A 21,742-nucleotide genomic window follows, 5' to 3' on the forward strand; every position below is an offset into this window, starting at 1 on the left:
GCCGGTGCGGCCGGTCAGCTCAGGCGCAGCTTGAACAGATCGCGCGACCGCGCCCAGATGTAGCTGACGATGCCCAGCGTCGCCACGCCGCCGGCCAGCACCGACGGCACCGTGCCCATCAGCCGCGCCGCCAGCCCCGACTCGAACGCGCCAAGCTCGTTGGACGCGGAGATGAAGATGCTGTTGACCGACGACACGCGCCCGCGCATGTGCTCGGCCGGCAGCGTCTGCATGATCGTGTTGCGGATCACCACGCTGACGCTGTCGAAAGCGCCGGTGGCAAACAGCGCGGCCGCCGACAGCCAGAACACCTCCGACACGGCAAACACCAGCGTCGATACGCCGAAGCCGGCGACGACGATCAGCAGCGTGCGCCAGGGCCGGCGCGTTGGCGGATACCAGTTGCAGATGATCACCGTGATCAGCGCGCCGGCCGCGGGTGCCGAACGCAGCAAGCCCAGCCCCTGCGGCCCGACCTTGAGAATGTCTTCGGCGAAGATCGGCAGGATCGCGACCACGCCGCCAAACAGAACCGAAAACATGTCCAGCGAGATCGCGTACAGGATGATCCGCGTCTTCCAGACGTAGGCGATGCCCTCCCGCAAACTCGCCCACAGCGCTACGCCCGGCGGCGCCGGCGGCACCGGCTGACGCGGAATGCGGCCGATCAGCACGATGTTGGCGATCACCATGCCGAGCACGACCCACAGCGTGCCGGTCAGTCCGAACAGCACGTACAAAAAACCGGCGATCGCCGGCCCGGCGATCGCGCCGGCCTGGAAGAACGTCGCCGCCCAACTCGCCGCGCTGGAATAGGCGTCGCGCGGAATCAGGAACGGCCGCAGCGCGCCGGCCGTGGGCGAGTAGATGCCGCGCGCCAGGCCGAGCATGAAGATCGAGCCGTAGACGATGCCCAGCATCGTGTTCTGCGGCAGCGCGGCCTGCGTTGATGGCAGCGTGGCCCAGATCAGCAGCAGCGAACCGGCGACGATCACGGCGCCGGCCATCTGCATCAGCCCGGTTTTTTCGCGCCGGTCGGCCAGATGCCCGCCAAACAGCGCCAAGCCGATGAACGGCAGCGCCTCGGCAAGCCCGACCAGCCCGAGTGCCAGTGGGTCGTGCGTCAGCCGGTACAGCTCGTAGCCGACGATCACCTCCTGGATCAGCAAGGCCGTCGACAGCAGCAGATTGGCGGTGATCAGCCGGCGAAACGCCGGAAAACGAAGCGCCGCGTAGGCGTCGTGTCGAGAAGTGGGGGTGCTCATGGAGGCGCGCAGCGTAGCGAGAGCCGCGCTGGCTGTCGCGTCCACGAAAAAGGCCGGACGGCTTGCGCCGTCCGGCCCTGATTCAACGTGCTGCGGTGAGGCTTACTTGCTTAGCACGCGGAACTCGACGCGGCGGTTCTGCGCACGGCCGTCGTCGGTGTCGTTGCTGGCCACCGGAGCGACCTCGCCGTAACCCTTGGCGACCAGGCGGGTCGAGGCGACACCCTGGCTGACCAGATAGGCCTTGACCGAGTCGGCGCGGCTCTGCGACAGCTTCTTGTTGTACGCATCGCTGCCCTTGCTGTCGGTGTGACCGGCCAGCTCGACCCGCATGTCGGGGTCGCTCTTGAGGCCGGCGGCAACGCCGTCGAGCACGGTCTTGCTGTCAGCGGTCAGCGTCGACTTGTTGAACTCGAAGTTGACGTTCTGCAGCACGATGGTCTGGGCTTCGCGGACACAGCCGGTGGCGTCGACCTTCAAGCCGTACGGCGTGTTCGGGCACTTGTCGGCAAAGTCCGGCACGCCGTCGCGATCGCTGTCGAGCGGGCAACCGCTGGCATCGACCGAGGCACCCTTGGGGGTGTTCGGGCACTTGTCGAGGTAGTCGGCCACGCCGTCACCGTCGGAGTCGACCGGGCAGCCCTGAGCGTTGACCGGCGCGCCCTTGGGCGTGTTCGGGCACTTGTCGAGGTAGTCCGGCACGCCGTCGCCGTCCGCGTCGAGCGGGCAGCCGCGGGTGTCAACCGACACGCCAGCCGGCGTGTTCGGGCAGGCATCGTTCGGGTCGACGACGCCGTCACCGTCGGCGTCGAGCGGCTTGCGCTTGCCGATGTCGGCTTGCAGCGCCAGGCCAACCTGCACGTCGTACAGCGGGTCGTCGCCATTGGTGGAGGCGAAATCGTTGAACACGGCTACATAGCGGCCTTCGGTGCGCAGCTTCAGGCCTTCCATCAGCGGCACGAAGAAGCCGACGCCTGCATTGGCGTAGCCGGCGCCTTCATTGCTGCCGTTGACCTTCTCGTCGACATAACCGCCGCCGGCCAGCACGAACGGCTGGAAGCCGCCGGTGGTGAACGGGAACAGGAAGTCGCCGCCAACGCCCCAGGACGAATCCTTGCCGTTGCCGACCTGGCGCTCGCCCTGCAGGCCGAACAGGTTGCCTTCGAACATCAGGCCGCTGTTCAGACGCGTGCCGAGGTAGACGCGAGAGCCCCAGCCATCGTCCATGTTGCGGTTCGAGTCGGGCTTGTTCCAGAACGCACCGCCGCCGACATAGGCCTTGGGTTCTTCGTAGCCTTCGGTTTGGGCAGCAGCTTTTTGCGAGAAACCGGCAACCGCGCAGAACGCGGCGGCCGAGAGCGCAAGACAACGCAGTCGGGACGACATGAGCAACCTCCTGTTAGGGGAAAATCCCACAGCAATAATTTGTTCGAACGGTTTCGCCGCCCATCCGGGAGTCCCCCCGATGCTGCGCCGACCCATCAAGCAGGCGCTATGGTTGGCTGAACCAATTAACTCAACCTGAACGTCAGTGATGTAAGCCCAAGTAAAAAGAGCATTTTTTGCTCTTGGGAGCGTTCTATATCACGCGCCGCCGTGTTCTTTTGTGTCAAGGAAACGCACGTCTGGATGGCGCTCCTGGGTCATCGAAAGGTTGACGCTGCTGGATGCAAGATAGACCAGGTCGCCGTAGTGATCCTTGGCGATCCGGGTCTCGTTCTTGTCGACGAAGGCCTTGAACAGCTTGTCGTCGCTGCCGGTGACCCAGCGCGCGCAGTAGACCTGCACCGGCTCGAACACGCACTCGACGCTGTACTCGTCGCGCAGCCGGAACTGCACCACGTCGAACTGCAGCGTGCCGACCGCGCCGAGGATGATGTCGTTGTTGGTCAGCGGCCGGTACACCTGGGTGGCGCCTTCTTCGCTGAGCTGGTCCAGGCCCTTGTTCAGCTGCTTGGCCTTCAGCGGGTCCTTCAGCACCACGCGCCGGAACAGGTCCGGCGCGAAGTTCGGGATGCCGGTAAAGCGCAGCGGCTCGCCTTCGCTGAACGAGTCACCGATGGCGATCGTGCCGTGGTTGTGCAGGCCGATGATGTCGCCCGGATACGCCTCTTCGACCGATTCACGGTCGGCGGCCATGAAGATCAACGCATGGTTGACGCGCACCGGGCCACCCAGGCGCACGCTGTGCAGCGTCATGCCCTTGCGGTAGATGCCCGAGCAGACGCGCAGGAACGCGACGCGGTCGCGGTGCTTGGGGTCCATGTTCGCCTGAATCTTGAACACGAAGCCGCTGAACTTGGGCTCTGTCGGCGCCACTTCCCGCGATTCGGTGTGCCGCGGCAGCGGGTCAGGCGCCCAGTCGGTAAAGCCGTTGAGCAGCTCGCGTACGCCGAAGTTGTTGATCGCCGCGCCGAAGAACACCGGCGTCAGCTTGGCTGCGCGGTAGCGCTCGAGGTCGAAGTCGGTGCCGGCCATCTGCAGCAGCTCGATCTCGTCGAGCAGCGTCTGGTACGGCGCGCCGAAGCGCTCGGCCAGGCCCGGCGTGTTCAGGCCGTCGATGGTCTCGATCTCGGACACGCGGTGCTTGTCGCCCGAATACAGATAGAAGCGGTCTTCGAGCAGGTGGTAGACGCCCTTGAACTCGCGGCCCATACCCAGCGGCCAGGTGATCGGCGTGCACTGGATGCCGAGCACTTTTTCGACTTCGTCGAGCAGCTCCAGCGGCGGGCGGCCTTCGCGGTCGAGTTTGTTGACGAAGGTGATGATCGGCGTATCGCGCAGCCGGCAGACCTCCATCAGCTTGATCGTGCGGTTTTCGACGCCCTTGGCGGCGTCGATGACCATCAGCGCGCTGTCGACCGCGGTCAGCGTGCGGTAGGTGTCCTCGCTGAAGTCCTCGTGACCGGGCGTGTCGAGCAAGTTGACGATCTTGCCGTTGTACGGGAACTGCATCACCGAGGTGGTGATCGAGATGCCGCGCTGCTGTTCCAGCGCCATCCAGTCCGACGTGGCGTGACGGCTCGCCTTGCGGCCCTTGACGGTACCGGCCAGCTGGATCGCGCCGCCGAACAGCAACAGCTTCTCCGTCAGCGTGGTTTTGCCCGCGTCGGGATGGGAAATGATGGCGAACGTGCGGCGGCGCAGCGCCTGCTCGGCGACGGTGGACATGTCGGGGCGGCTTTCCTGAAGGGCGCCGATTGTAGCCCCTCGACGCTGATGGCCGTTGACGGGATTGTCTGACAGGGCCGCGCCAGGCCTTGGGCTAGACTGGTGGCGATTGGGGGCGGGGGCCATCAATATGAGTTTGCAGCACGACCTGCCTCGCGGCCGGGTCACGTTTGTGATGACCGACATCGAAGGATCGACGGCCTTGATGCGCCACCTTGGCGAAGCCGGTGCGCCGTTGGTGATGCGGCAGCGCGCGATCATCACCGAAGCGGTGTCGCGTTACGTTGGCGTCGTGTTTGGTCACGAGGGCGACGCCTGCTTTTGCGCCTTTGCCGACCCCTTGCTGGCAATGCTGGCCTGCGTCGACATCCAGCGGGCGTTGCTGGCCGAGCCCTGGCCAGATGGTGCGGCGCTGCGCGTTCGGATCGGCGTGCACACCGGCCTGGCCCAGCCTTATGGCGACAACTACATCGCACTGGCCGTGCACCAGGCCGCCCGCGTTGCAGCGGCGGCACACGGTGGCCAGGTGCTGGTGTCGCACGAGACGGTCGATGCGGTCCATGGTCGTCTGCCGCCGGCGCTGTCGCTGGCCGACCTGGGGACTTATCAGCTCAAGGATTTCCCCGAGCCGCAGCGACTGATGCAGTTGCTGCACGCCGACCTGCCGCTCGACTTTGCGCCGGTGCGCAGCCTGTCGCTGACGCGCCATAACCTGCCAAGGACCACGACCTCGTTCATCGGCCGCAGTGCCGAGCGCGCCGAGCTCGGCCGCTTGGTCAGCGACAGCGCGCTGGTCTGCGTCGTCGGCCCGCCCGGGATCGGCAAGACCCGCCTGGCGCTGGAGCTGGCGGCTGATGTGCTGCCGCACTATGCCGACGGCGTGTGGCTGGTCGATCTGGCCAGCTGCGATGACCGCGATTCGTCGCTGGCGGCACTGGCCAGCGCGCTGGGCGTGCTCGATTCACCCGCACTGCCACTCGATCTGGCGGTGCAGGCGTTCGTCGCCTCGAAAGTGATGCTGGTTTGGATTGATCGCTGCGACCACCTCGATGCCGAGGTCGACTCGCTGGTCGAGGTGCTGTTGCACAACCCGGCCTGCCGCGTCGTCGTGACGCGTTGCGAGCCGCTGCGGCGGGTCAACGCCCGCCTGCTGCGGCTAGGGCCGCTGCCGGTCGAAGCCGGTAGCGGCGGCGAGTTGTCGGATGCCGAGCGGCTGTTCGTCGAGCGCGTACAGGAACGCCGCCCGGCATTTCGGCTGGATGCGGTCCAGGCGCGGGCCGTTGCCGATATCTGTCGCGGGCTCAGCGGCACGCCGCTCAAGCTGGAACAGGCGGCGGCCAGCGCGCGGGCGCTGCCGATGGATCAACTCGCGGCGAAACTGCGGCAGGAGGGATTGGAAGGACTGATCCGCAGCGACCGCCGTCGCCGTCTGCTGCAGCGCGCGGCATGGGCCGCCGGTGTCGCCCTGGCCGCGGTCGTGGTGGTGAGCCTGCTGAACGTCCAGCAGCGCCGCTTCACCAGCCGCGAGCAGGCCGAGCAACGCGTCCGGCTGATGGAAGCCGGACGCCAAGAGCTGCTGGCCGGCTCGCAAATGCGCGCAGCAGTGTTCTTGTCGGAAGCTTATCGCCGCGGCGTCGACACGCCGGCGCTGCGGCTGATGTTGCGCCAGGCGATGCAGCCGATCGACGCACTATCGCAGGTGATCAACACCGGCTCGGTGCTGCGCACGATGGAGCTGAGCGCCGACGACCGGACGCTGGTGGCGCTGTCGTCGACCGGTGACGTCAGCGCCTGGGAGCTGCCCAGCGGACGACAGCTTGCGAGCTTTCACGGCTTTGATCTGGAGCAGACGCAATCCTTCTGCGGCCCGACGTTGAGCAACGACGGCCGCTGGCTGTCGCTGTCGTATATGCCGACATCCGGCGGCGACGGCACGCTGCGCGTCTGGCAACTGCCCGAGGGCGTGCTGCGGCTGGAAACGCCGATCGACAGCACCAACTGCACGATTGCCGTGCCGTTCACGCCGGACGGCGAACACATCGTCGCCGTCGCCCCAGACGGCCGGCCGCAGCTTTACCCGATGGCGGGCGGCGCGCCGTTTTCACCGGCCGACGCCGCGCCGGGGCAGGCGACGGTCGCCACGCTGAGTCGTGATGGTCGCTGGCTTGCGGCCGGGGGGCGCGACGGCCAAGTGCTGGCCTGGCGCCTCGGCGAACCGGGCCCAGCGCTGCGCTTGATCGGGCTGGGTCAGCCGGTGACCGCGCTCGATGTGCATCCCGACGGCAGCTTGCTGGTGGCCAGTGGCGCCGCGGGTGCGCTGCGCGCCTGGAGCCTGCCTGAGGGCCGCGTCGCATTTGCCGGCGGCCACGCCCAGCCGATCTACCAGTTGCAGTTCGCGTCGGCGGGCCGCCGCTTGCTGACGCTGGGCGCGGACGGCGAGCGCGTCTGGAGCACCGACAACGGCGCGCTGGTCTATGCGGGGCCCAGCAGCAGCCGTTATGCGTTCAGCTCGCTGCGCGCTGACGGCGAGAAGCTCGGCCGCGTCGATTGGCGCCAGACGCTGGTGTCCGACGTGCTCAGCTCGCGGCCGCTGTTTGCGTTCAGCATCGACACGATCGTGGCGCTGTTCACGCGCCACGGGTCGCAGCTGGTGAGTGCCGACCAGAACGGGCAAGTCGCCGTCTGGGACGAGCGCTTCCGGCCGTTGTCGAGCGCGCGCCATGGTGCGCAGGTCGGTGAGGCGCCCGGCTGGTGGTCGCCGGCCGTCAACTTCACGCAGTTGCCAGACGGCGAGGTGATCAGCGGCGGCCCTGACGGCCGGGTGCGGCGCTGGACGCCGCGCCGGCTGGAGCCGGTTGGCGAGCTGGCCCGGCTCGATGCGCCCATCAGCGCGGTCACCAGTACCCCTGATGGCCGCCGCGTAGCCGCGGCGACGGCGCAAGGCGACCTGGCCGTGTGGGACCTGCCCAGCGGCCAGGTGGTGCAGCGCCTGGCGGTGCCGGGGCGGTTCTTCTCGGTCGTTCGGTTGAGCCCGGACGGGCAGCATCTGTTTGCCGCCGAGCGATCCAACATCGGCCGACTGTGGCGGCTCGACACCGGCGCACTGCGAGCCGAGTGGGCGCTCGATTCGCGCTTCGCATTCGACTTCAGCCCCGACGGCCAGCACATCGCGATCGGCCTTGGGCACCAGGTACAGGTGCTCGATCTGGCCACGCTCACCGTTCGCGAGCAGGCGCCGCTGTCGGCCGACGCGCCGCCGGTGGGCTGCATGCGGTTTGCGCACGATTCACGGCAGCTCGTCGCGATGGCCGATGACGACAGCGGAGCCGCGGCCTGGTATCTGCTGGGCAGCGGGCTGCGCCATTCGCGAACCATCGAAAGCACCTACGGCTGCGTCTATGCCGAGTTCAACGGCGACGACCGGCGCGTGCTGTTGATGCAGGGCGGGTCATCGGCCGTTGTCTGGGAGCCGAGCGCCAGCGAGGGCGGCAGCGTGATCAACATGGGCGAGCACAACGGCACCGTGTTCACAGCCCGCTGGAGCCCGGACGGCAACTTTGTTGCCACGGCCGGCAGCGATGGCGTGGCGGCGCTGTCCGACAGCCACGACGGCCGTCTGCTGCAAACACTCGCCGTGCACGCCGGGCAGGTGGTGAATGTGGCGTTTTCGCGCAATGGCGACACGCTCTATAGCGGCGGCGACGACAGCCGCTTGCAGGCCTGGGAAGCCGCGCTGGAAACCCGCAGCGCCGACGACATTGCCCGGCGCGTGGCCTGCGTGACACCGTGGCGGCTGGTCGGCATGGAACTGCAACCAGCGCCCGTCGACCTGCGCCGCTGCGTCGCGCCGACGGCCGGCGGCAGCTGATCAGCCCGGCCGCGATCCCAGCAGCACGCCGCGCTCCAGCAGCTGCCGCAGCAGCTGCGTGCCGGCTTCGACGACGGCACCGGCGTCGGCATGACCGAGTTCGTCGGCCAGCGTCGCGAGCAGGTCGGCCGCAGCGACGTCGGGCTGGCTGTCGATCGCACGCAACAGCAACAGTGTCAGCGCGTTGATCTCCATGAAACGCACCGCGTCGCTGCGGTCGCGGTAGGCGATCAGATAGGTCGGTTGCGCCGGCGGCTCGCCGGGGATCGCGTCGGGGCCGATCTGGTGGACGGCGTAGCGGTAGCTCAGCGGCCAAGCCAGCGGCGATACCAGCGGCGGGCGGTTCATCGCAAACGCAGCCGCCTTGGGCAGCGGCGTGGTGTCGTCGCCGAGCGCGCGCTCCACCCATTCGTAATGACACAGCTCGGCCAGCCAGGGCGGATCCTGCTGCCGTGCCTCGTCGCTGCGGCCATCGAGCCAGGCGATGAACACCTCGGCCAACTTGCGCAGCTGCGGCTCGTCGATGCCGTGTTCGGCGACAAAGGCGTCGACGCGCGCCGCCCATGCGGCGTCGTCACTGATCGCGCGCAACACCGGGAACGCCCGCGTCAGCGCGCGATCGATGTTGCCGCGCAGCAGCTGCCGGTACAGCGCCAGCGTTGCATCGGGTACGCCGTCGGGCGCTGGCGCTTGCGGGTTGCGCAGTGCCGCCGTCAGCGCGCGCTGGGCCGCTTCCAGCGGGCTCATGCCGCCACTCGCGCAGCGGCGTGATGCGCAGCGACGCGCTGCAATTCCTGCATCAGCTCGCTCCAGGGCGGCAAGTTGAAGTCGCGTTCCAGCACCGTCGGCAGCGTGCCGAAGCGCGCATAAGCGTGGTCGAGCAGCGACCACACCGGGTCGATCACCGGCTCGCCGTGCGTGTCGATGCGCAGGCCGTCGTTGTGGCGCTGCCAATGCCCGGCGACATGGATCGCGCGGACGCGTCCGGCCGGTAACGAGTCGATCAGCGCAAGCGCGTCTTCGCCGTGATTCATCGCATTGACGTAGACGTTGTTGACGTCGAGCAGCAGATCACAGCCGGCACGGTCGAGCACCGCGTTGATGAACTGCGCTTCGCTCAGCGGCGCGGGCCAGCGCAGATAGGCGCTGATGTTTTCCAGCGCGATCGTGCGTTCCAGTACGTCTTGCACGATCGCGACGCGCTGCGCGACGTGCTCGACCGCTTCGTCGGTGAACGGCAGCGGCAACAACTCGTGCAGATAACCTTCGTCGCCGCAAAACGACAGATGGTCGCTGTAGTCGTCGATATCGTGCGCGTCGAGAAACACGCGCACGCGGCGCAGCCATTCGAGGTCCAGCGGCGCCGGGCCGCCGATCGACAGCGACAGGCCGTGTGCGCGCAGCGGATAGCGCTCGGCCAGTGCCGCGAACTGCCGGCCTTGCGCGCCGCCGATGTCGATCCAGTTTTCCGGCGCGACTTCCAGATGCCCAGGCACCGGGCCGGCCGCCGCACGATCGTCGGCGGCGCTCAGCAAGGGCGCCAGCAGCGCGCGGCGCAGGCCCAGGCCGATATCGCCGTCCAGCGACGGCGACGCGCTGCTTGGCGGCGGGTTCAGCGCTTAGCTCTTCGGCGCCGGAGCCGGGGCCGGCTTGCCGCTCTTGTCGGCGTCGGTCTTCTTGCCGTCGTCCTTGCCGGTGTCGCCGCCCATCGCGCCGCAACCACCTTCGCCGCAGGCGTGCTCGCCGCCGGTCTTGCCGTCACCGGCCATCGCCACCGCGTAGCCCGAGGCCAGATCGCGCGCTTCAAACAACGACGTGCTGCCGGCCTGCGCCGCACCGATCACCGACAGGCTCAGGCCCGCGCCGACCAGCAACTGCTGCAGCGACAGGTTCGACTTGCTGCTGCGATTGGAAGCATTCATGGAATCAACTCCGTAGAGAACGAGTGACAAAACCGTCGTCGGCAATACCGCCACGGCCCAAAAAAGGATGCGCCACCGGCCGCGCCCGGCGCCGGGGCAGTTTACCGACCCGAGCCCGCGCCGCGCAGCGCCCGCCTGCCCCCGCCGCCGCAAGCCGGCCCGCCCCCGCGATCGTTTATCATCGCCTCGCTCCCGCCACCCGCGCGGCGAGCCCATCTGCGCCAGGGCCTTTAGCTCAATTGGTTAGAGCAGGGGACTCATAATCCCTTGGTTGTCGGTTCAAGTCCGACAGGGCCCACCAATGGTTGGTTCGGCGTTTCTGACGGTACTCCCGCCTTTTGCAGCCTTCCGTTTCAGAGCCCGCACCTGTTACGCGCGGCATCGCGTCTACCGTGACACTCGCGTTGTACGCACGCCGCTAGCCCGCACCGCCGCCCCGACGTCGTCCGATCCACGCTCGATACGCTGACGGGGTCATGCCGGTGTGGCGGACGAAGGCGCGGCGGAAGCTGCCTTCGTCGCGCCAGCCGCAATCCTGTGCGACGGCCTTGACCGCTGCGCTGCCGGTTTCCAGCAGCGTGCGGGCGGTTTCCAGCTGTACGCGGGCGATGAAGCCTTTCGGTGATTCTTGCCCCAGGCTTTTCAGGCGCCGGTGCAGCGTGCGCTCGCTGGTGGCGAGCTGGGCGGCCAAGGTCTGCGGTGTCAGCGGCGTGTCGCCGCGGTGATTGCGTACCGCCTTCTCTGCCGCCAGCAGAAAGGGGTTGTGGGCCTGCATATGGCGGGGCGGCACGTAGACGCTCTGGGTCAACGGCGCGGTATCCACCACGGCAAAGTCGGCGGCGATGCGCGCGGCTTCCGGCCCGACCAGGGTGCGGATCGTGTGCAGCGCCAGATCGATCCATGACAGCGGTCCGCCAGTGGTGACGACGCGGCCGTCTTCGATCAGCGCACTGCCCCAGGCGGCGTCGGCCTTCGGAAACCGGCGCCTCAGTTCGTCGTGAAGCCACCAGGTCGTGGTGCAGCGACGGCCGTTGAGCAGGCCGGCTTCGCCCATGACGAACACACCGGCGCAGCTGCCGCCGATCAGGGCGCCGTGTGCATGCTGGCGGCGCAACCAGGCCGCTGCTTTGGCGGTCTGCGCGGTCTGCGGCGGCAGGCCGTCACTCGCGGGCATCAGTCCCGGGATCAGTACCGCACTGGCTTTGACCACGTCCTCCATCGCCGCATCCACGGGCAGCTTGCGACCACGCCCATCGGTGACGGGCTTGCCGTTGGCGCTGGCCACGATCACGTCGCACAGCGGCCAGCTCTGCGCCTTGGGCTGGCTCTGGCTGGCCTGCGCTGCCAGCCAGAACACGTCGGCAAGGCCGACGAGGCCGGACGGCAGGTTGCCATCGAGGGCGAGCAGGACGATGTGCATGCAGTCGGACCGGCTTGGACGATTGGCGGATTTTGCCTGTTCCTTGTCTTGCCTGCCACGCAATATCTGCCGCCCGTGGCCACACACTCTCGCCCCGTCAGTCGCACTCCCACGACGTTACCGAGATCGCCATGAAGCACACGCTCACCTTTGCTGCCCTTACGTTTGCCGCCGCTGCTGTCACCGCGCAGGCGGCCCCGGCCGACAAGTCCACCGCCGCTCTGCTGGCCGCCGACCAGTCCTGCGCCGGTCTGCCGACCCATGCCGAGTTCAAGGCGGCGCTGCAGGCCGCTCAGAAGGAAAAGAACGCCGCATTCGGACTCAACATGTGGGGCGCCGTGGTCAATCGCGCGGGCATCGTCTGCGCAGTGGCGTTCACCGGCGACAATTGGGGCGACCAGTGGCCCGGCAGCCGCATCATCGCCGCGCAGAAGGCCGGCACCAGCAACAACTTCAGCCTGCCGAAGCTGGCGATGGCCACTGCGAATCTGTACAGCATCGCGCAGCCCGGCGGTTTTGCTTTCGGCATCCAGGAAGCCAACCCGATCGTGCCCGAGCATGTTTACGCCGGCCCGACGGCCTACTGGGGCCAGGCCAACGACCCGATGGTCGGTGAGCGCGTCGGCGGCTTCAACGTGTTCGGCGGCGGCCTGCCGCTGTACAACGCCAAGGGTGAGCTGCTGGGCGCGCTCGGCACCTCGGGCGACAGTTCCTGCGCCGATCACTACATCAGCTGGCGCACGCGCAACACGCTGAAGCTCGACTACGTGCCGGCCGGGCTCGGGCCCAATGGCGTGGATCAGATTGCGTTCAGCGGCCCTTGGAGTCAGCCAGTCTGCGGCGAGCTCAAGGCGCACGAAGCCGTCGTGAACAGCCTGCCGCCGACCCGCAAAGTCGCTCCGTGATCCGCTGATCGCCACCGAAGCACCGTGCCACGGCCCCGATGGACGATGACCAGTCCACCGGGGCTTGTAGCGTGGCGCGGGCGCGTCGCATGCGGGCCCGAAACCTCCAAGCGCATCCATCACCCTTAACGAGAGAATCACCATGATGATCCCGAATGGTTCGTTGATCACGGCCACACCCGAAGAAGGCCGACAGCTCGCGATGACGATGGCGAGACTCGTCATCAAGGCCACACAACCCGACGAGGCAGTGCGATCGCGGCTGCGCGATGTCTACGCCAATGACGCGATGGCCTTGCTGCAGGTCGGGCAGACCGTCGCGATCGAATTCGCCACGATTGCGGCCGCTAACGGCTACTGGAGAACCTGAGCGCGCGCCGTATGCGCAGCGCTCGCTGACGCAGCGCATCAGCGTGGTCGGCGCCGTTTAGCGCCGCTGCTCCCGAGCCGCCATTGATCGAACGGAGCCGTCTCGGCCGTCGCCTCGCTCAACCGCTGCCGCTGCGCCATTGCTGAGGCGATACGCCGGTCCAGCGCCGGAACGCGCGGGTGAATGCGCTGTGTTCCGAATAGCCGAGCAGCCACGCGACCTCGGCCAGCGACAGCCGCGGATCACGCAAGTGGTTTTCGGCCAGTTGGCGGCGCGTGTCATCGCACAGTTGGCGGAACTGCAGGCCGCGATCGCTTAAGCGGCGATGCAGCGTGCGCGGCGTGATGTGCATGGCGGTCGCGATCGGCTCCAGGCTCGGCTCGCCGCTCTGCAGTTGCCGCGTGATCGCCTGCCGCACCTCGCGTTCCAGCTCGTCACCGGCCGGCAATTGCGCCAGCAGCGTGCGCGCCTGCTGTTCCATCAAGTCGAGCAGTGCGTCGTCGGGCTGGCGCAGCGGTTGTTGCAGCAAGTCGGCGGCGAAGCGCACGCCCGGCAGCGGTTGGTCGAACAGAACCGGGCAGCCGAAATACGCTTCGTACGGCGTCACGTCGGCCGGGCGTGGATGCGGAAAGCGCACGGCTTCGATTTGCGGCGCGCCAACCGTGATGTTGCGAGCGAACTGCACCAGCGCGGTCAGCGCGGTTTCGTCGACCAGCGCGCCCATCGATTCCGGCGCGTTGCGCCATTCGATGGTCACCGTGTGCGGCTCGACGCGCACGTCCATCTGCGCCACATGCGCGATCAGCCGGTCGTATTGCTGCCAGCGCAGCAGCGCGGCGCCGACGTCGCGGCAGGCATGCAGCACATACCCGAGCACGCCCAGATGCGCAGTGCGAATCTGCTGGCCCAGGTGCAAGCCGAGCAGCGGGTCCTGCAGCGCCGCCGCTGCGCGCTCCAGCATCTGCCGCCAGTGGCGGCCGGCGTAGCGGCCCAGGCCGCGGTCAGCATCGGCCGGCCGCGCCTCTCCCAGCACTTGCTGCGCGTCGAGCCCTTGCAACGACAGGTAGTCGAACAGCAGCCGAACATAGGTGCTGGAGTAGTAGACGTCGTGGATCGTCGTCGGCGAAGGCGTGGCCATGTCCGAAAATGTCAAGCGATTGGCTCCCGCTGTCAACGCGGTGGCGCTGGTGCCGCGGCAAGCTGTCGGCACTGAAACAGTGCGGGGAGCCGATGATGGCATTCGAAACCGTGGGGTCGTTGATGGCGGATCTGTGGGCCGGGCTGCGCCCGCTGCTCGGTGACGACGTCGATTGGAAGCAGGTGTTTCTGATCGGTATGACGCCGCTGTTTCTGCTGGCGTTCATGACCGAGTTCGTCGTCGAGCGTCGCCGTGGTCGCCGCGCTGCGTTCCATTGGAAGGAGATCGCCGCCAACCTGTCGCTCGGCGCCGGCTACCAAGTGGCCGAAGTGCTGATGTGGACGCTGCTGACCGGTGGCATCTTTGCCTGGGTGTATCAGCACCGGCTGTTCACGGTGCCGGTCAACGGCTGGACGATCCTGCCGATCTTCGTGCTGGTGGAGCTGTGCTATTACGCGTTCCATCGCAGCTCGCATCGCGTGCGCTGGTTCTGGGCCGCGCATGTGCCGCATCACAGCGGCCAGGTGATGAACTTCACCACGGCAATGCGCCAGTCGGTGCTCAACGCGTTCGTCGGCACGTTCGTGTTCATGCTGCCGCCGGTGTGGCTCGGCGTGCCGCCGGCGGTGGTGATGTTCCTGCTTGCGGTGGACTTGGCGTACCAGTACTTCGTGCACACCGAAGCGGTCGGACGCTTTCCGCGCTGGTACGAATACTGGTTCGACACGCCGTCGAATCACCGCGTCCATCACGGCCGCAACCCGCAGTACATCGACCGCAACTATGGCGGCGTGCTGATCGTGTTCGACCGCTGGTTCGGCACCTACGCCGAAGAACGCGAGCCGGTCGACTACGGCATCACGCGGCAGATCCGCTCATACAACGTGTTTGTGCTCAACTTCCACGAGTTCGTCGATATGTGGCGCGACGTGCTGGCGCCTGGCCCGCTGCGGCAGCGGCTGCGCCACTTGTGGATGCCGCCCGAATGGCAGCGTGAAGGACACACGCCGCTGCACACTTGGACGGTCGAGTCGGTATCGTCGCCGTCGTCTTCAGCGACAGCGACGACGACCGTAGCATCCGCTGCATCACCATCGGGCGGCGCCATGCCGGCAGCGTCCTGAGCCCCGCTCCAACACGTTCACGAGGCTTGCATGCTCACTTTCACCCGTGTCTTTCTGGCGCTGTCGGCGCTGGCCTTTCTGCTGATCGGGCTCAACACGTTTCACGACCCGGTCGCGGCGATGGCCGGCATTGACCTGGTGCCGGCCTCCGCCAGCGCGCTGAACGAAGTGCGCGCCAATTACGGCAGCCTGCAGATCGCATTCGGTGCGCTGTTGCTGGCCGGCGCGCTGTCGGCGTCGTTCCTGCGGCCGGCGTTATGGATTTATTTCGCGATTTGCGGCGGCCTCGTCGCGGGCCGCATCGTCGGGCTGGTCGTCGATGGCTTGCCCAACCACGTGATCCTGACGCTGATGGCCACCGAAGTCGTCACCGCGCTGGTATCGGCGCTGCTGTTGTGGCGTCTGCCGCGCGCGGCTTGAGCTGGCTCAGCCGTTGGGCGTCGCGTCGATGAAGCGGCGGATCGCATCGGCCACCGTCTGCGGCTGTTCCACGGCAAGCCAATGGCCGGCGTCCGGCACGGCCACGATCTGGCGCGCGCCGAAGCGGTCGGCAAACTGGCGCGGCAGATAAGGATCGCGTTCGCCCCATAGCACCAGCGTTGGCACGCGCTGTGTCAGTGCCAGCAGCTGATCTTCCCAGCCGCGGAAGTTGGCCGGGTCCGACTTGCGGTACAGCGCCAGCACCATGCGCCGCATCGATGGCGTCATCAGCGCGTAGGCGGCGTCCAGATGCGCGTCGCTGATGTGTGGCGAGCCGCGCCGCGTTTCCAGCGCGAGTATCCAGCGGTTCATCAGCCGCATCGACAACTCGCCGAGCCACGGCGTGCGCCACACGCGGCCCCAGAAATGCCAGCGGTAGTCGGAGAAAAACAGCGTGTTGTTGACGACGATGCGCCGCACCTTGTGCGGATGGCGCACCGCCCAGGCCATGCCGTAGGGGCCGCCGAAGTCGTGCATCACCAGCGTCAGCGGTTGATCGATGCCGGCTTGCGTCACCGCGTGGTCGACGAAGGCCGCCATGTGCTCCAGCGAATAATCAAAGCCGGGCGGCACTGGCGTGGCGCCGAAGCCGGGCAGGTCGGGCGCAACGCAGCGCAGCGTCGGCGCCAGCCGGTCGATCACCGGCTGCCACATCGCCGACGAGTCGGGGTTGCCGTGCAATAGCAGCACCGGCTCGCCGTGACCAACGTCGATGCGGTGTACCGGGGCGTTGCGCAGCAGCGGAGCGGAGGCGGTCATGGCGAGGGCCAATAGCAGGGGCAAGCGAGGTTATGCGCTGACCAACGGCGCGGCACCACCCGGCGCAGGCTCGGGCTATGCTCGCCGCGCCGGGCGCAGGGCCCGGATACCCTGGGGAGGGGTTCAATCATGATGACGAGCAAGCAGTGCATGGCGGCTCTGATCGGGCTGGCCGCGTCGGTCGTAGCGACGCAAGCAGCGGCGACCGACGATCTGGAGTTCGTGCTGAAGAACAAGACGTCGGAGGCGCTGACCGAGTTCTACGCATCGCCTCCGGGCACCGACGACTGGGAAGAGGACATTCTCGGCCGCGACGTGCTCGAGCCCGGCGAGAAGGTCACGATCACGATCGCCGACAAGCGCGAAGACTGCCGCTACGACTTGAAAGCCGTGTTCGAAGGCGGCGAAGAAGTCGAACAGCGCAAAGTCGACCTGTGCGACACCGAGGTCTACGAGTTCACCGAGTAAGCGCGCATCCACTCGCGGCGACCGTGCACGGTTGCGCACGGTCGCCGCGATTCGTGCATCACCGCGATCAGCCGCGCAGCTTGTCGCGCCACAGCGTGGCGTTGGCGATGCCCAAGGCGTCGGGGTCGAACACTGGTGATTGGCCGGCCTTCTTCTGCGCTTCGTAATCCTTCAGCGCGATCAGCGCCGGCTTTTGCAGAATCAGAATCGCGATCACGTTGAGCCAGGCCATCAGGCCTACGCCGATGTCACCGAGCGCCCATGCCGTTTCGGCGCTGCGCACGGTGCCGTAGCCCACCGCCAGCAACAGGCCGACCCGCAGCACTTGCGTCATCCAGGGCCGATGCACTTTGCGGTTGATGTACGCGATGTTGGTTTCGGCCATGTAGTAGTAGGCGACGATCGTCGTGAAAGCGAAGAACAGAATCGCGATCGCAACGAAGCCGGCGCCATAGCCGGGCATGATCGATTCAACGGCCGCCTGAGCGTAGCCGGGGCCAGGCGACACGCCGGGCAGCGCTTCGGTGATCATGCCGCCGGCCGGGTGGATCACGTTGTACAAGCCGGTCGACAGGATCATGAACGCGGTCGCCGAGCAGACCATCAGCGTGTCGACGTAGATCGAAAACGCCTGCACGTATCCCTGCTGCGCCGGATGCGCCACTTCGGCCGCCGCGGCCGGATGCGGCCCGGTGCCCTGGCCGGCTTCGTTGGAATAGATGCCGCGCTTGACGCCCCATTCGATCGCCAGGCCCAGCACCGCGCCAAACGCCGCGTTGGCGCCGAACGCGCTGCCGATGATCAAGCCGAACACTTCGGGCACTTTCGACACGTTGCTGAACATGATCGCGAACGCCACCAGAATGTAGGCCCCGGCCATGAACGGCACCACCAGCTCGGCAAAGCGCGCAATGCGGCGCACGCCGCCGTAGATGATCACGGCCAGCGCCACCACCAGGCCGCCGGCCGTCACCGCCGGCGCGACGCCCCAGGCGGTGTTCAGGCTCGCCGCGATGCCGTTGGCCTGCACGCCCGGCAGCAGCAAGCCGGTGGCGATCACGGTGGCGATCGCGAACGTCCACGCGTACCACTTCTGGTTCATCGCCTTTTCGATGTAGTAAGCGGGCCCGCCGCGATACTGGCCTTGCTCATCGCGCTCTTTGTAGATCTGCGCCAGCGTCGACTCGACATAGGCCGTCGACGCACCGAGGAAGGCCACCATCCACATCCAGAACACCGCGCCGGGCCCGCCATAGGCGATCGCCGTGGCGACGCCGGCGATGTTGCCGATGCCGACGCGCCCCGACAGCGACATCGCCAGCGCCTGGAACGCCGACACGCCCGACGCGGATTTTTCGCTATGTGCCATCAACCGCAGCATCTCGCCCAGGCCGCGCACCTGCATGAAGCGCGTGCGGATCGAAAAGTACAGGCCGGCGCCCAGGCACAGCGCGATCAGCGCCCGGCTCCAGACGAGGTTGTTGATGGCGCCGATAATGGCATCCACGATGAGGGTTCTCCTTGGGGGCAGGGACGGCGTCGGCGCTGACAAGCAAGATCCGGCGCAGGCGGGCGCCGGCCGATTCGCGCCGGTCACCGTCAGCGGCGATGATGCGCGGCCTCCATGCTACCGGCCTGACGCCGTCCCGATGAACTCGCGCCTGAACCTGCGCCTGAGCTTGATCCTGTTCACCGTCGTGCTCGACACCGCCGGCATCGGCCTGATCATGCCGGTGCTGCCGCGGCTGCTGCGCGAACTGATGCAGGCTGCCGACGTCAGCGCCGTCTACGGCCTGCTGCTGGCGCTGTACGCGCTGATGCAGTTCGTGTTTTCGCCGATCCTGGGCGCGCTCAGCGACCGCTACGGTCGCCGGCCGGTGCTGCTGGTGTCGATCGGCGGTGCCGCGCTCGACTATCTGGTGATGGCGTCGAGCACGACGCTGAGCCTGCTGGTGATCGGCCGGCTGGTCGCCGGCATCACCGGCGCCAACGTCGCCGTGGCCACGGCCTACATCGCCGACATCACGCCCGAATCGCAACGCGCGCAACGCTACGGCTGGTTCAATGCTTGTTTCGGTCTGGGCTTCATCGCCGGGCCGATGCTCGGTGGCCTGCTCGGCGAATGGTCGCCGCGCTACCCGTTCGTCGCAGCGGCCGTGCTAAACGGCCTCAACTTCCTGATGGCGCTGCTGGTGCTGCCCGAGTCGCGCAGCGGCGCGCCGCGCTCGCTGAGTTGGGCGGCGATCAACCCGCTGGCGGCCTTCACGCGGCTGGCCGCGATGCCGGCGCTGCTGCCGATGATCGCGATCTACTTCGTGATCTACCTGATCGGCCAGTTGCCGGGCTCGCTGTGGGTCATCTACGGCGAGGACCGCTTCGCGTGGACGCCGCGGCTGATCGGCATCACCTTGGCCGGCTTCGGCCTGCTGCATGCGCTGGTACAGGCGCTGGTCACTGGGCCGATGACGCGCTGGCTCGGCGAACGCCGCGCGATCATCGTCGGCATCGTCTGCGACGGCAGCGCCTATGCGGCGATGGCCTTCGTTACCGGCACCGGCGCGGTGCTGGCGCTGATGCCGCTGTTCGCGCTCGGCGGCGTCGCGCTGCCAGCGCTGCAGGCGCTGATCTCCTCGCAGGTCGATGAGAGCCGCCAGGGCCAGCTGCAGGGCACGCTGGTGAGCCTGGTCAGCTTGAGCGCGATCATCGGGCCGCTGGCGGCAACGGCCGCTTATGCCGCCAGTCGCGACGCGTTTCCGGGGCTGGTGTGGCTGGCCGCGGCCTCGCTGTACCTGCTGTGCATTCCCTTGCTGCGCTATCGCGCCGGCGGCCACTGAGGGTTTTGCAGGTTTGCGCGGCGGCGAGCGCCACGCTGACAATGCGGCGCTCGTCATACCAGGGGTCTCCAAGCCGTGAACGCAGCCCAACCTGCCGTCCGCCAGCTGTCGCTGCGCGCCGTGATCCTGTCGATGGTGCTGGCGATGATCCTCGCCGCCGCCAACGCCTACCTCGGCTTGTTTGCCGGCTTGACGATCGCCACGGCGATTCCGGCGGCCGTGGTGTCGATGGCCGTGCTGCGGTTGTTCGGCGGCGGCAGCATTCTGGAAAACAACATCGTGCAGACCGGCGCCTCGGCCGGCTCGTCGATCGCGGCGGGCGTGATTTTTACGATTCCGGCGCTGGTGATCCTCGGTTACTGGCAGGACTTCCGCTACAGCTGGGTGCTGGCCATTGCCGGCCTCGGCGGCCTGCTCGGCGTGCTGTTCTCGGTGCCGCTGCGGCGCACGATGATCGTCGAAGAGCCGCTGGCTTTTCCCGAAGGCAAGGCCGCGGCCGAAGTGCTGAAGGCCGGCGAAAACCCCGGTGACGGCGTCAAGACGCTGGCCTTTGCCGGCGCGCTCGGTGCGGTGATCAAGCTTGCCGCGGCCAGCGGCCTGCGACTGATTCCGGATGCCGCGATCGGCGCGACGTTCTTCGGCCGCTACTTCGCGTTCATGGGCACCAATCTGTCGCCGGCGCTGCTCGGCGTCGGCTACATCGTCGGGCTCAACGTCGGCATCGTCGTCGTCGCCGGCAGCATCCTGTCGTGGAACATCGCGATCCCGCTGTATCACGCGTTCTTCCTCGACAGCGATCCGACGCTGGCCGCGAAGATCGCCGGCGCGGGTGCCGAAGATATCGGCTACGCGATCTGGTCGGCCAAGATCCGCTATCTGGGCGTCGGCGCGATGTTGATCGGCGGCGTGTGGACGCTGTTCTCGCTGCGCAAGTCGCTGGCCAGCGGAATCAAGAGCGGCCTGGCGGCGGCGCGCAAGAACGTCGGCGGGGTGGCCGTGGCCGAGGTGGATCGCGACCTGCCGATGAAGTGGATGCTGATCGCGCTGGTGGTGTTCACGATCCCGCTGGCGCTGCTGTATCAGGCCATCGTCGGCAGCTGGCTGGTCGCGATCCCGATGACGATCATCATGATCGTCGCCGGCTTTCTGTTCGTGTCGGTGTCGGGTTATCTGGCCGGCCTGGTCGGCTCGTCAAACAACCCGGTGTCCGGCATCACAATCGCGACGATCCTATTCGCGTCGCTGGTGCTGATTCTGCTGCTGGGCCGCGACTCGCCGATCGGCGCCGTCGCCGCGATCATGATCGGCGCCGTGGTCTGTTGCGCGGCGGCGGTCGGCGGCGACAACCTGCAGGATTTAAAGGCCGGCTACATCGTCGGCGCGACACCGTGGAAACAGCAGCTGATGCTCGGCATCGGCGCGTTTTCGTGCGCGCTGGTGATGGCGCCGGTGCTCAATCTGCTGGCCGCAGCCTACGGCATCGGCGCGCCGACGCCAGAGCATCCCAATGCGCTGGCCGCACCGCAGGCAAACCTGATGGCCTCGGTTGCCCAGGGCATGTTTGGCGGCCAGTTGCCGTGGTCGATGATCGCCATCGGTTCCGGTATCGGCGCCGCTGTGATCGCACTCGACGAATGGCTCAAGGCGCGTCGCAGCAGCTTCCGCGTGCCGGTGCTCGGCGCGGCGATCGGCATTTACCTGCCGCTGGAACTGATGGTGCCGATCTTCGTCGGCGGTCTGCTGGCGTACATCGTCGAGCGTCGCCACGGTGTGCTCGGCGCCGCCGAAGAAGAGCGCGAGCGCGTGCATCGCCCCGGCGTGCTGTTCTCGGCCGGCTTGATCACCGGCGAGGCCCTGATGGGCATCTTCATGGCGATTCCGATCGTGGTGTCCGGCAGCGCCGAGGTGCTGGCGCTGCCGGAGAGCTTCCAGTTCGGCAAGTTCGTTGGCTTGGTGGTGCTGGCGCTGATCGCGGTGCTACTGGTGCGCGCAGCGGGCAAGCGCGCCTGACGCACGCG

18 protein-coding genes and 1 tRNA gene are annotated in these 21,742 nt (G+C 67.4%); 9 read left to right on the top strand and 10 right to left on the bottom strand.

Annotation, left to right across the window (positions count from 1 at the left end; all coding sequences use genetic code 11):
* Positions 1–14 precede the first annotated feature (14 nt).
* The 3 genes from BUB09_RS05035 to BUB09_RS05045 all read right to left on the bottom strand — a co-directional run bounded on the left by BUB09_RS05035 (position 15) and on the right by BUB09_RS05045 (position 4,436).
* Positions 15–1,265, bottom strand: coding sequence for an MFS transporter (locus BUB09_RS05035; protein ID WP_072894971.1), 1,251 nt, complete (start codon positions 1,263–1,265; stop codon positions 15–17).
* A 102-nt stretch (positions 1,266–1,367) separates the two neighbouring features.
* On the bottom strand, positions 1,368–2,651 hold the full coding sequence (locus BUB09_RS05040) for an OmpA family protein (RefSeq protein WP_072894974.1): 1,284 nt from the start codon (positions 2,649–2,651) through the stop codon (positions 1,368–1,370).
* Positions 2,652–2,849: 198 nt separating this feature from the next.
* Positions 2,850–4,436 carry a peptide chain release factor 3 gene (locus tag BUB09_RS05045; RefSeq protein ID WP_072894975.1) on the bottom strand — a complete coding sequence of 529 codons (1,587 nt, stop codon included), beginning with the start codon at positions 4,434–4,436 and terminating at the stop codon, positions 2,850–2,852.
* Between the two features lie 175 nt (positions 4,437–4,611).
* Here BUB09_RS05045 and BUB09_RS05050 point away from each other — a divergent pair, with 175 nt between their 5' ends.
* Complete coding sequence (locus BUB09_RS05050; protein ID WP_175550108.1) at positions 4,612–8,304, top strand: WD40 domain-containing protein; 3,693 nt, start codon at positions 4,612–4,614, stop codon at positions 8,302–8,304.
* Here the strand turns inward: BUB09_RS05050 and BUB09_RS05055 are convergent, their stop codons facing one another.
* From BUB09_RS05055 to BUB09_RS05065, 3 genes are read right to left on the bottom strand one after another with little or no spacing between them, the layout of a single operon-like run.
* Complete coding sequence (locus BUB09_RS05055) at positions 8,305–9,051, bottom strand: HvfC family RiPP maturation protein (protein WP_072894983.1); 747 nt, start codon at positions 9,049–9,051, stop codon at positions 8,305–8,307. It abuts the gene before it with no gap.
* Entirely contained in the window at positions 9,048–9,920 is an 873-nt protein-coding gene (locus BUB09_RS05060; RefSeq protein WP_072894985.1) for an HvfB family MNIO-type RiPP peptide maturase, read from the bottom strand. Before BUB09_RS05060 ends, BUB09_RS05055 begins: the two co-directional genes overlap by 4 nt.
* Before the next feature lie 3 nt (positions 9,921–9,923).
* Entirely contained in the window at positions 9,924–10,226 is a 303-nt protein-coding gene (locus BUB09_RS05065) for a hypothetical protein (RefSeq protein WP_072894988.1), read from the bottom strand.
* 224 nt (positions 10,227–10,450) lie between these two features.
* Between BUB09_RS05065 and BUB09_RS05070 the strand changes: the two genes are divergently transcribed.
* Positions 10,451–10,527 (top strand) — tRNA-Ile (locus BUB09_RS05070).
* Between the two features lie 117 nt (positions 10,528–10,644).
* Here BUB09_RS05070 and BUB09_RS05075 read toward each other — a convergent pair.
* On the bottom strand, positions 10,645–11,646 hold the full coding sequence (locus BUB09_RS05075; RefSeq protein WP_072894991.1) for a GlxA family transcriptional regulator: 1,002 nt from the start codon (positions 11,644–11,646) through the stop codon (positions 10,645–10,647).
* Between the two features lie 131 nt (positions 11,647–11,777).
* Here BUB09_RS05075 and BUB09_RS05080 point away from each other — a divergent pair, with 131 nt between their 5' ends.
* A complete protein-coding gene (locus BUB09_RS05080; protein ID WP_072894994.1) occupies positions 11,778–12,551 on the top strand; it encodes a heme-binding protein in 774 nt (257 codons plus the stop codon).
* Positions 12,552–12,693: 142 nt separating this feature from the next.
* Positions 12,694–12,921 carry a hexameric tyrosine-coordinated heme protein gene (locus BUB09_RS05085; RefSeq protein ID WP_072894997.1) on the top strand — a complete coding sequence of 76 codons (228 nt, stop codon included), beginning with the start codon at positions 12,694–12,696 and terminating at the stop codon, positions 12,919–12,921.
* 118 nt (positions 12,922–13,039) lie between these two features.
* Here BUB09_RS05085 and BUB09_RS05090 read toward each other — a convergent pair whose 3' ends face one another.
* Positions 13,040–14,059, bottom strand: a complete 1,020-nt coding sequence (locus tag BUB09_RS05090; RefSeq protein ID WP_072895000.1) for an AraC family transcriptional regulator — start codon at positions 14,057–14,059, stop codon at positions 13,040–13,042.
* A 95-nt stretch (positions 14,060–14,154) separates the two neighbouring features.
* On the opposite strand from BUB09_RS05090, the gene BUB09_RS05095 reads away from it, so the two are divergent.
* Positions 14,155–15,183, top strand: coding sequence for a sterol desaturase family protein (locus BUB09_RS05095; RefSeq protein WP_245793138.1), 1,029 nt, complete (start codon positions 14,155–14,157; stop codon positions 15,181–15,183).
* A 30-nt stretch (positions 15,184–15,213) separates the two neighbouring features.
* Positions 15,214–15,603: a DUF4345 family protein gene (locus BUB09_RS05100; protein ID WP_072895002.1), complete on the top strand. Its 390-nt coding sequence runs from the start codon at positions 15,214–15,216 to the stop codon at positions 15,601–15,603.
* A 6-nt stretch (positions 15,604–15,609) separates the two neighbouring features.
* Here the strand turns inward: BUB09_RS05100 and BUB09_RS05105 are convergent, their stop codons facing one another.
* Positions 15,610–16,422, bottom strand: a complete 813-nt coding sequence (locus BUB09_RS05105) for an alpha/beta fold hydrolase (RefSeq protein WP_084083172.1) — start codon at positions 16,420–16,422, stop codon at positions 15,610–15,612.
* A 129-nt stretch (positions 16,423–16,551) separates the two neighbouring features.
* On the opposite strand from BUB09_RS05105, the gene BUB09_RS05110 reads away from it, so the two are divergent.
* The gene (locus BUB09_RS05110) at positions 16,552–16,890 is read left to right on the top strand and encodes a hypothetical protein (RefSeq protein ID WP_084083173.1); all 339 of its coding nucleotides are present in this window, start codon (positions 16,552–16,554) and stop codon (positions 16,888–16,890) included.
* Positions 16,891–16,957: 67 nt separating this feature from the next.
* On the opposite strand, the gene BUB09_RS05115 is transcribed toward BUB09_RS05110, so the two are convergent.
* Entirely contained in the window at positions 16,958–18,397 is a 1,440-nt protein-coding gene (locus BUB09_RS05115) for an alanine/glycine:cation symporter family protein (RefSeq protein ID WP_072895004.1), read from the bottom strand.
* A 142-nt stretch (positions 18,398–18,539) separates the two neighbouring features.
* On the opposite strand from BUB09_RS05115, the gene tet reads away from it, so the two are divergent.
* Positions 18,540–19,724: a Tet(A)/Tet(B)/Tet(C) family tetracycline efflux MFS transporter gene (tet, locus tag BUB09_RS05120; protein WP_072895486.1), complete on the top strand. Its 1,185-nt coding sequence runs from the start codon at positions 18,540–18,542 to the stop codon at positions 19,722–19,724.
* A 75-nt stretch (positions 19,725–19,799) separates the two neighbouring features.
* Entirely contained in the window at positions 19,800–21,734 is a 1,935-nt protein-coding gene (locus tag BUB09_RS05125) for an OPT family oligopeptide transporter (protein WP_072895007.1), read from the top strand.
* Positions 21,735–21,742 lie beyond the last annotated feature (8 nt).

It is taken from the genome of Hydrocarboniphaga daqingensis (assembly GCF_900129825.1).
GTDB lineage: Bacteria > Pseudomonadota > Gammaproteobacteria > Nevskiales > Nevskiaceae > Hydrocarboniphaga > Hydrocarboniphaga daqingensis.

Excerpts from the sequence above, each read along its gene's own strand:
- BUB09_RS05080 (WP_072894994.1), top strand. The coding sequence starts at position 11,778 with ATGAAGCACACGCTCACCTTTGCTGCCCTTACGTTTGCCGCCGCTGCT.
- BUB09_RS05065 (WP_072894988.1), bottom strand. The coding sequence starts at position 10,226 with ATGAATGCTTCCAATCGCAGCAGCAAGTCGAACCTGTCGCTGCAGCAG.
- BUB09_RS05095 (WP_245793138.1), top strand. The coding sequence starts at position 14,155 with ATGGCATTCGAAACCGTGGGGTCGTTGATGGCGGATCTGTGGGCCGGG.
- BUB09_RS05055 (WP_072894983.1), bottom strand. The coding sequence starts at position 9,051 with ATGAGCCCGCTGGAAGCGGCCCAGCGCGCGCTGACGGCGGCACTGCGC.
- tet (WP_072895486.1), top strand. The coding sequence starts at position 18,540 with ATGAACTCGCGCCTGAACCTGCGCCTGAGCTTGATCCTGTTCACCGTC.
- BUB09_RS05045 (WP_072894975.1), bottom strand. The coding sequence starts at position 4,436 with ATGTCCACCGTCGCCGAGCAGGCGCTGCGCCGCCGCACGTTCGCCATC.
- BUB09_RS05105 (WP_084083172.1), bottom strand. The coding sequence starts at position 16,422 with ATGACCGCCTCCGCTCCGCTGCTGCGCAACGCCCCGGTACACCGCATC.
- BUB09_RS05050 (WP_175550108.1), top strand. The coding sequence starts at position 4,612 with ATGACCGACATCGAAGGATCGACGGCCTTGATGCGCCACCTTGGCGAA.
- BUB09_RS05075 (WP_072894991.1), bottom strand. The coding sequence starts at position 11,646 with ATGCACATCGTCCTGCTCGCCCTCGATGGCAACCTGCCGTCCGGCCTC.
- BUB09_RS05100 (WP_072895002.1), top strand. The coding sequence starts at position 15,214 with ATGCTCACTTTCACCCGTGTCTTTCTGGCGCTGTCGGCGCTGGCCTTT.
- BUB09_RS05085 (WP_072894997.1), top strand. The coding sequence starts at position 12,694 with ATGATGATCCCGAATGGTTCGTTGATCACGGCCACACCCGAAGAAGGC.
- BUB09_RS05090 (WP_072895000.1), bottom strand. The coding sequence starts at position 14,059 with ATGGCCACGCCTTCGCCGACGACGATCCACGACGTCTACTACTCCAGC.
- BUB09_RS05040 (WP_072894974.1), bottom strand. The coding sequence starts at position 2,651 with ATGTCGTCCCGACTGCGTTGTCTTGCGCTCTCGGCCGCCGCGTTCTGC.
- BUB09_RS05110 (WP_084083173.1), top strand. The coding sequence starts at position 16,552 with ATGATGACGAGCAAGCAGTGCATGGCGGCTCTGATCGGGCTGGCCGCG.
- BUB09_RS05035 (WP_072894971.1), bottom strand. The coding sequence starts at position 1,265 with ATGAGCACCCCCACTTCTCGACACGACGCCTACGCGGCGCTTCGTTTT.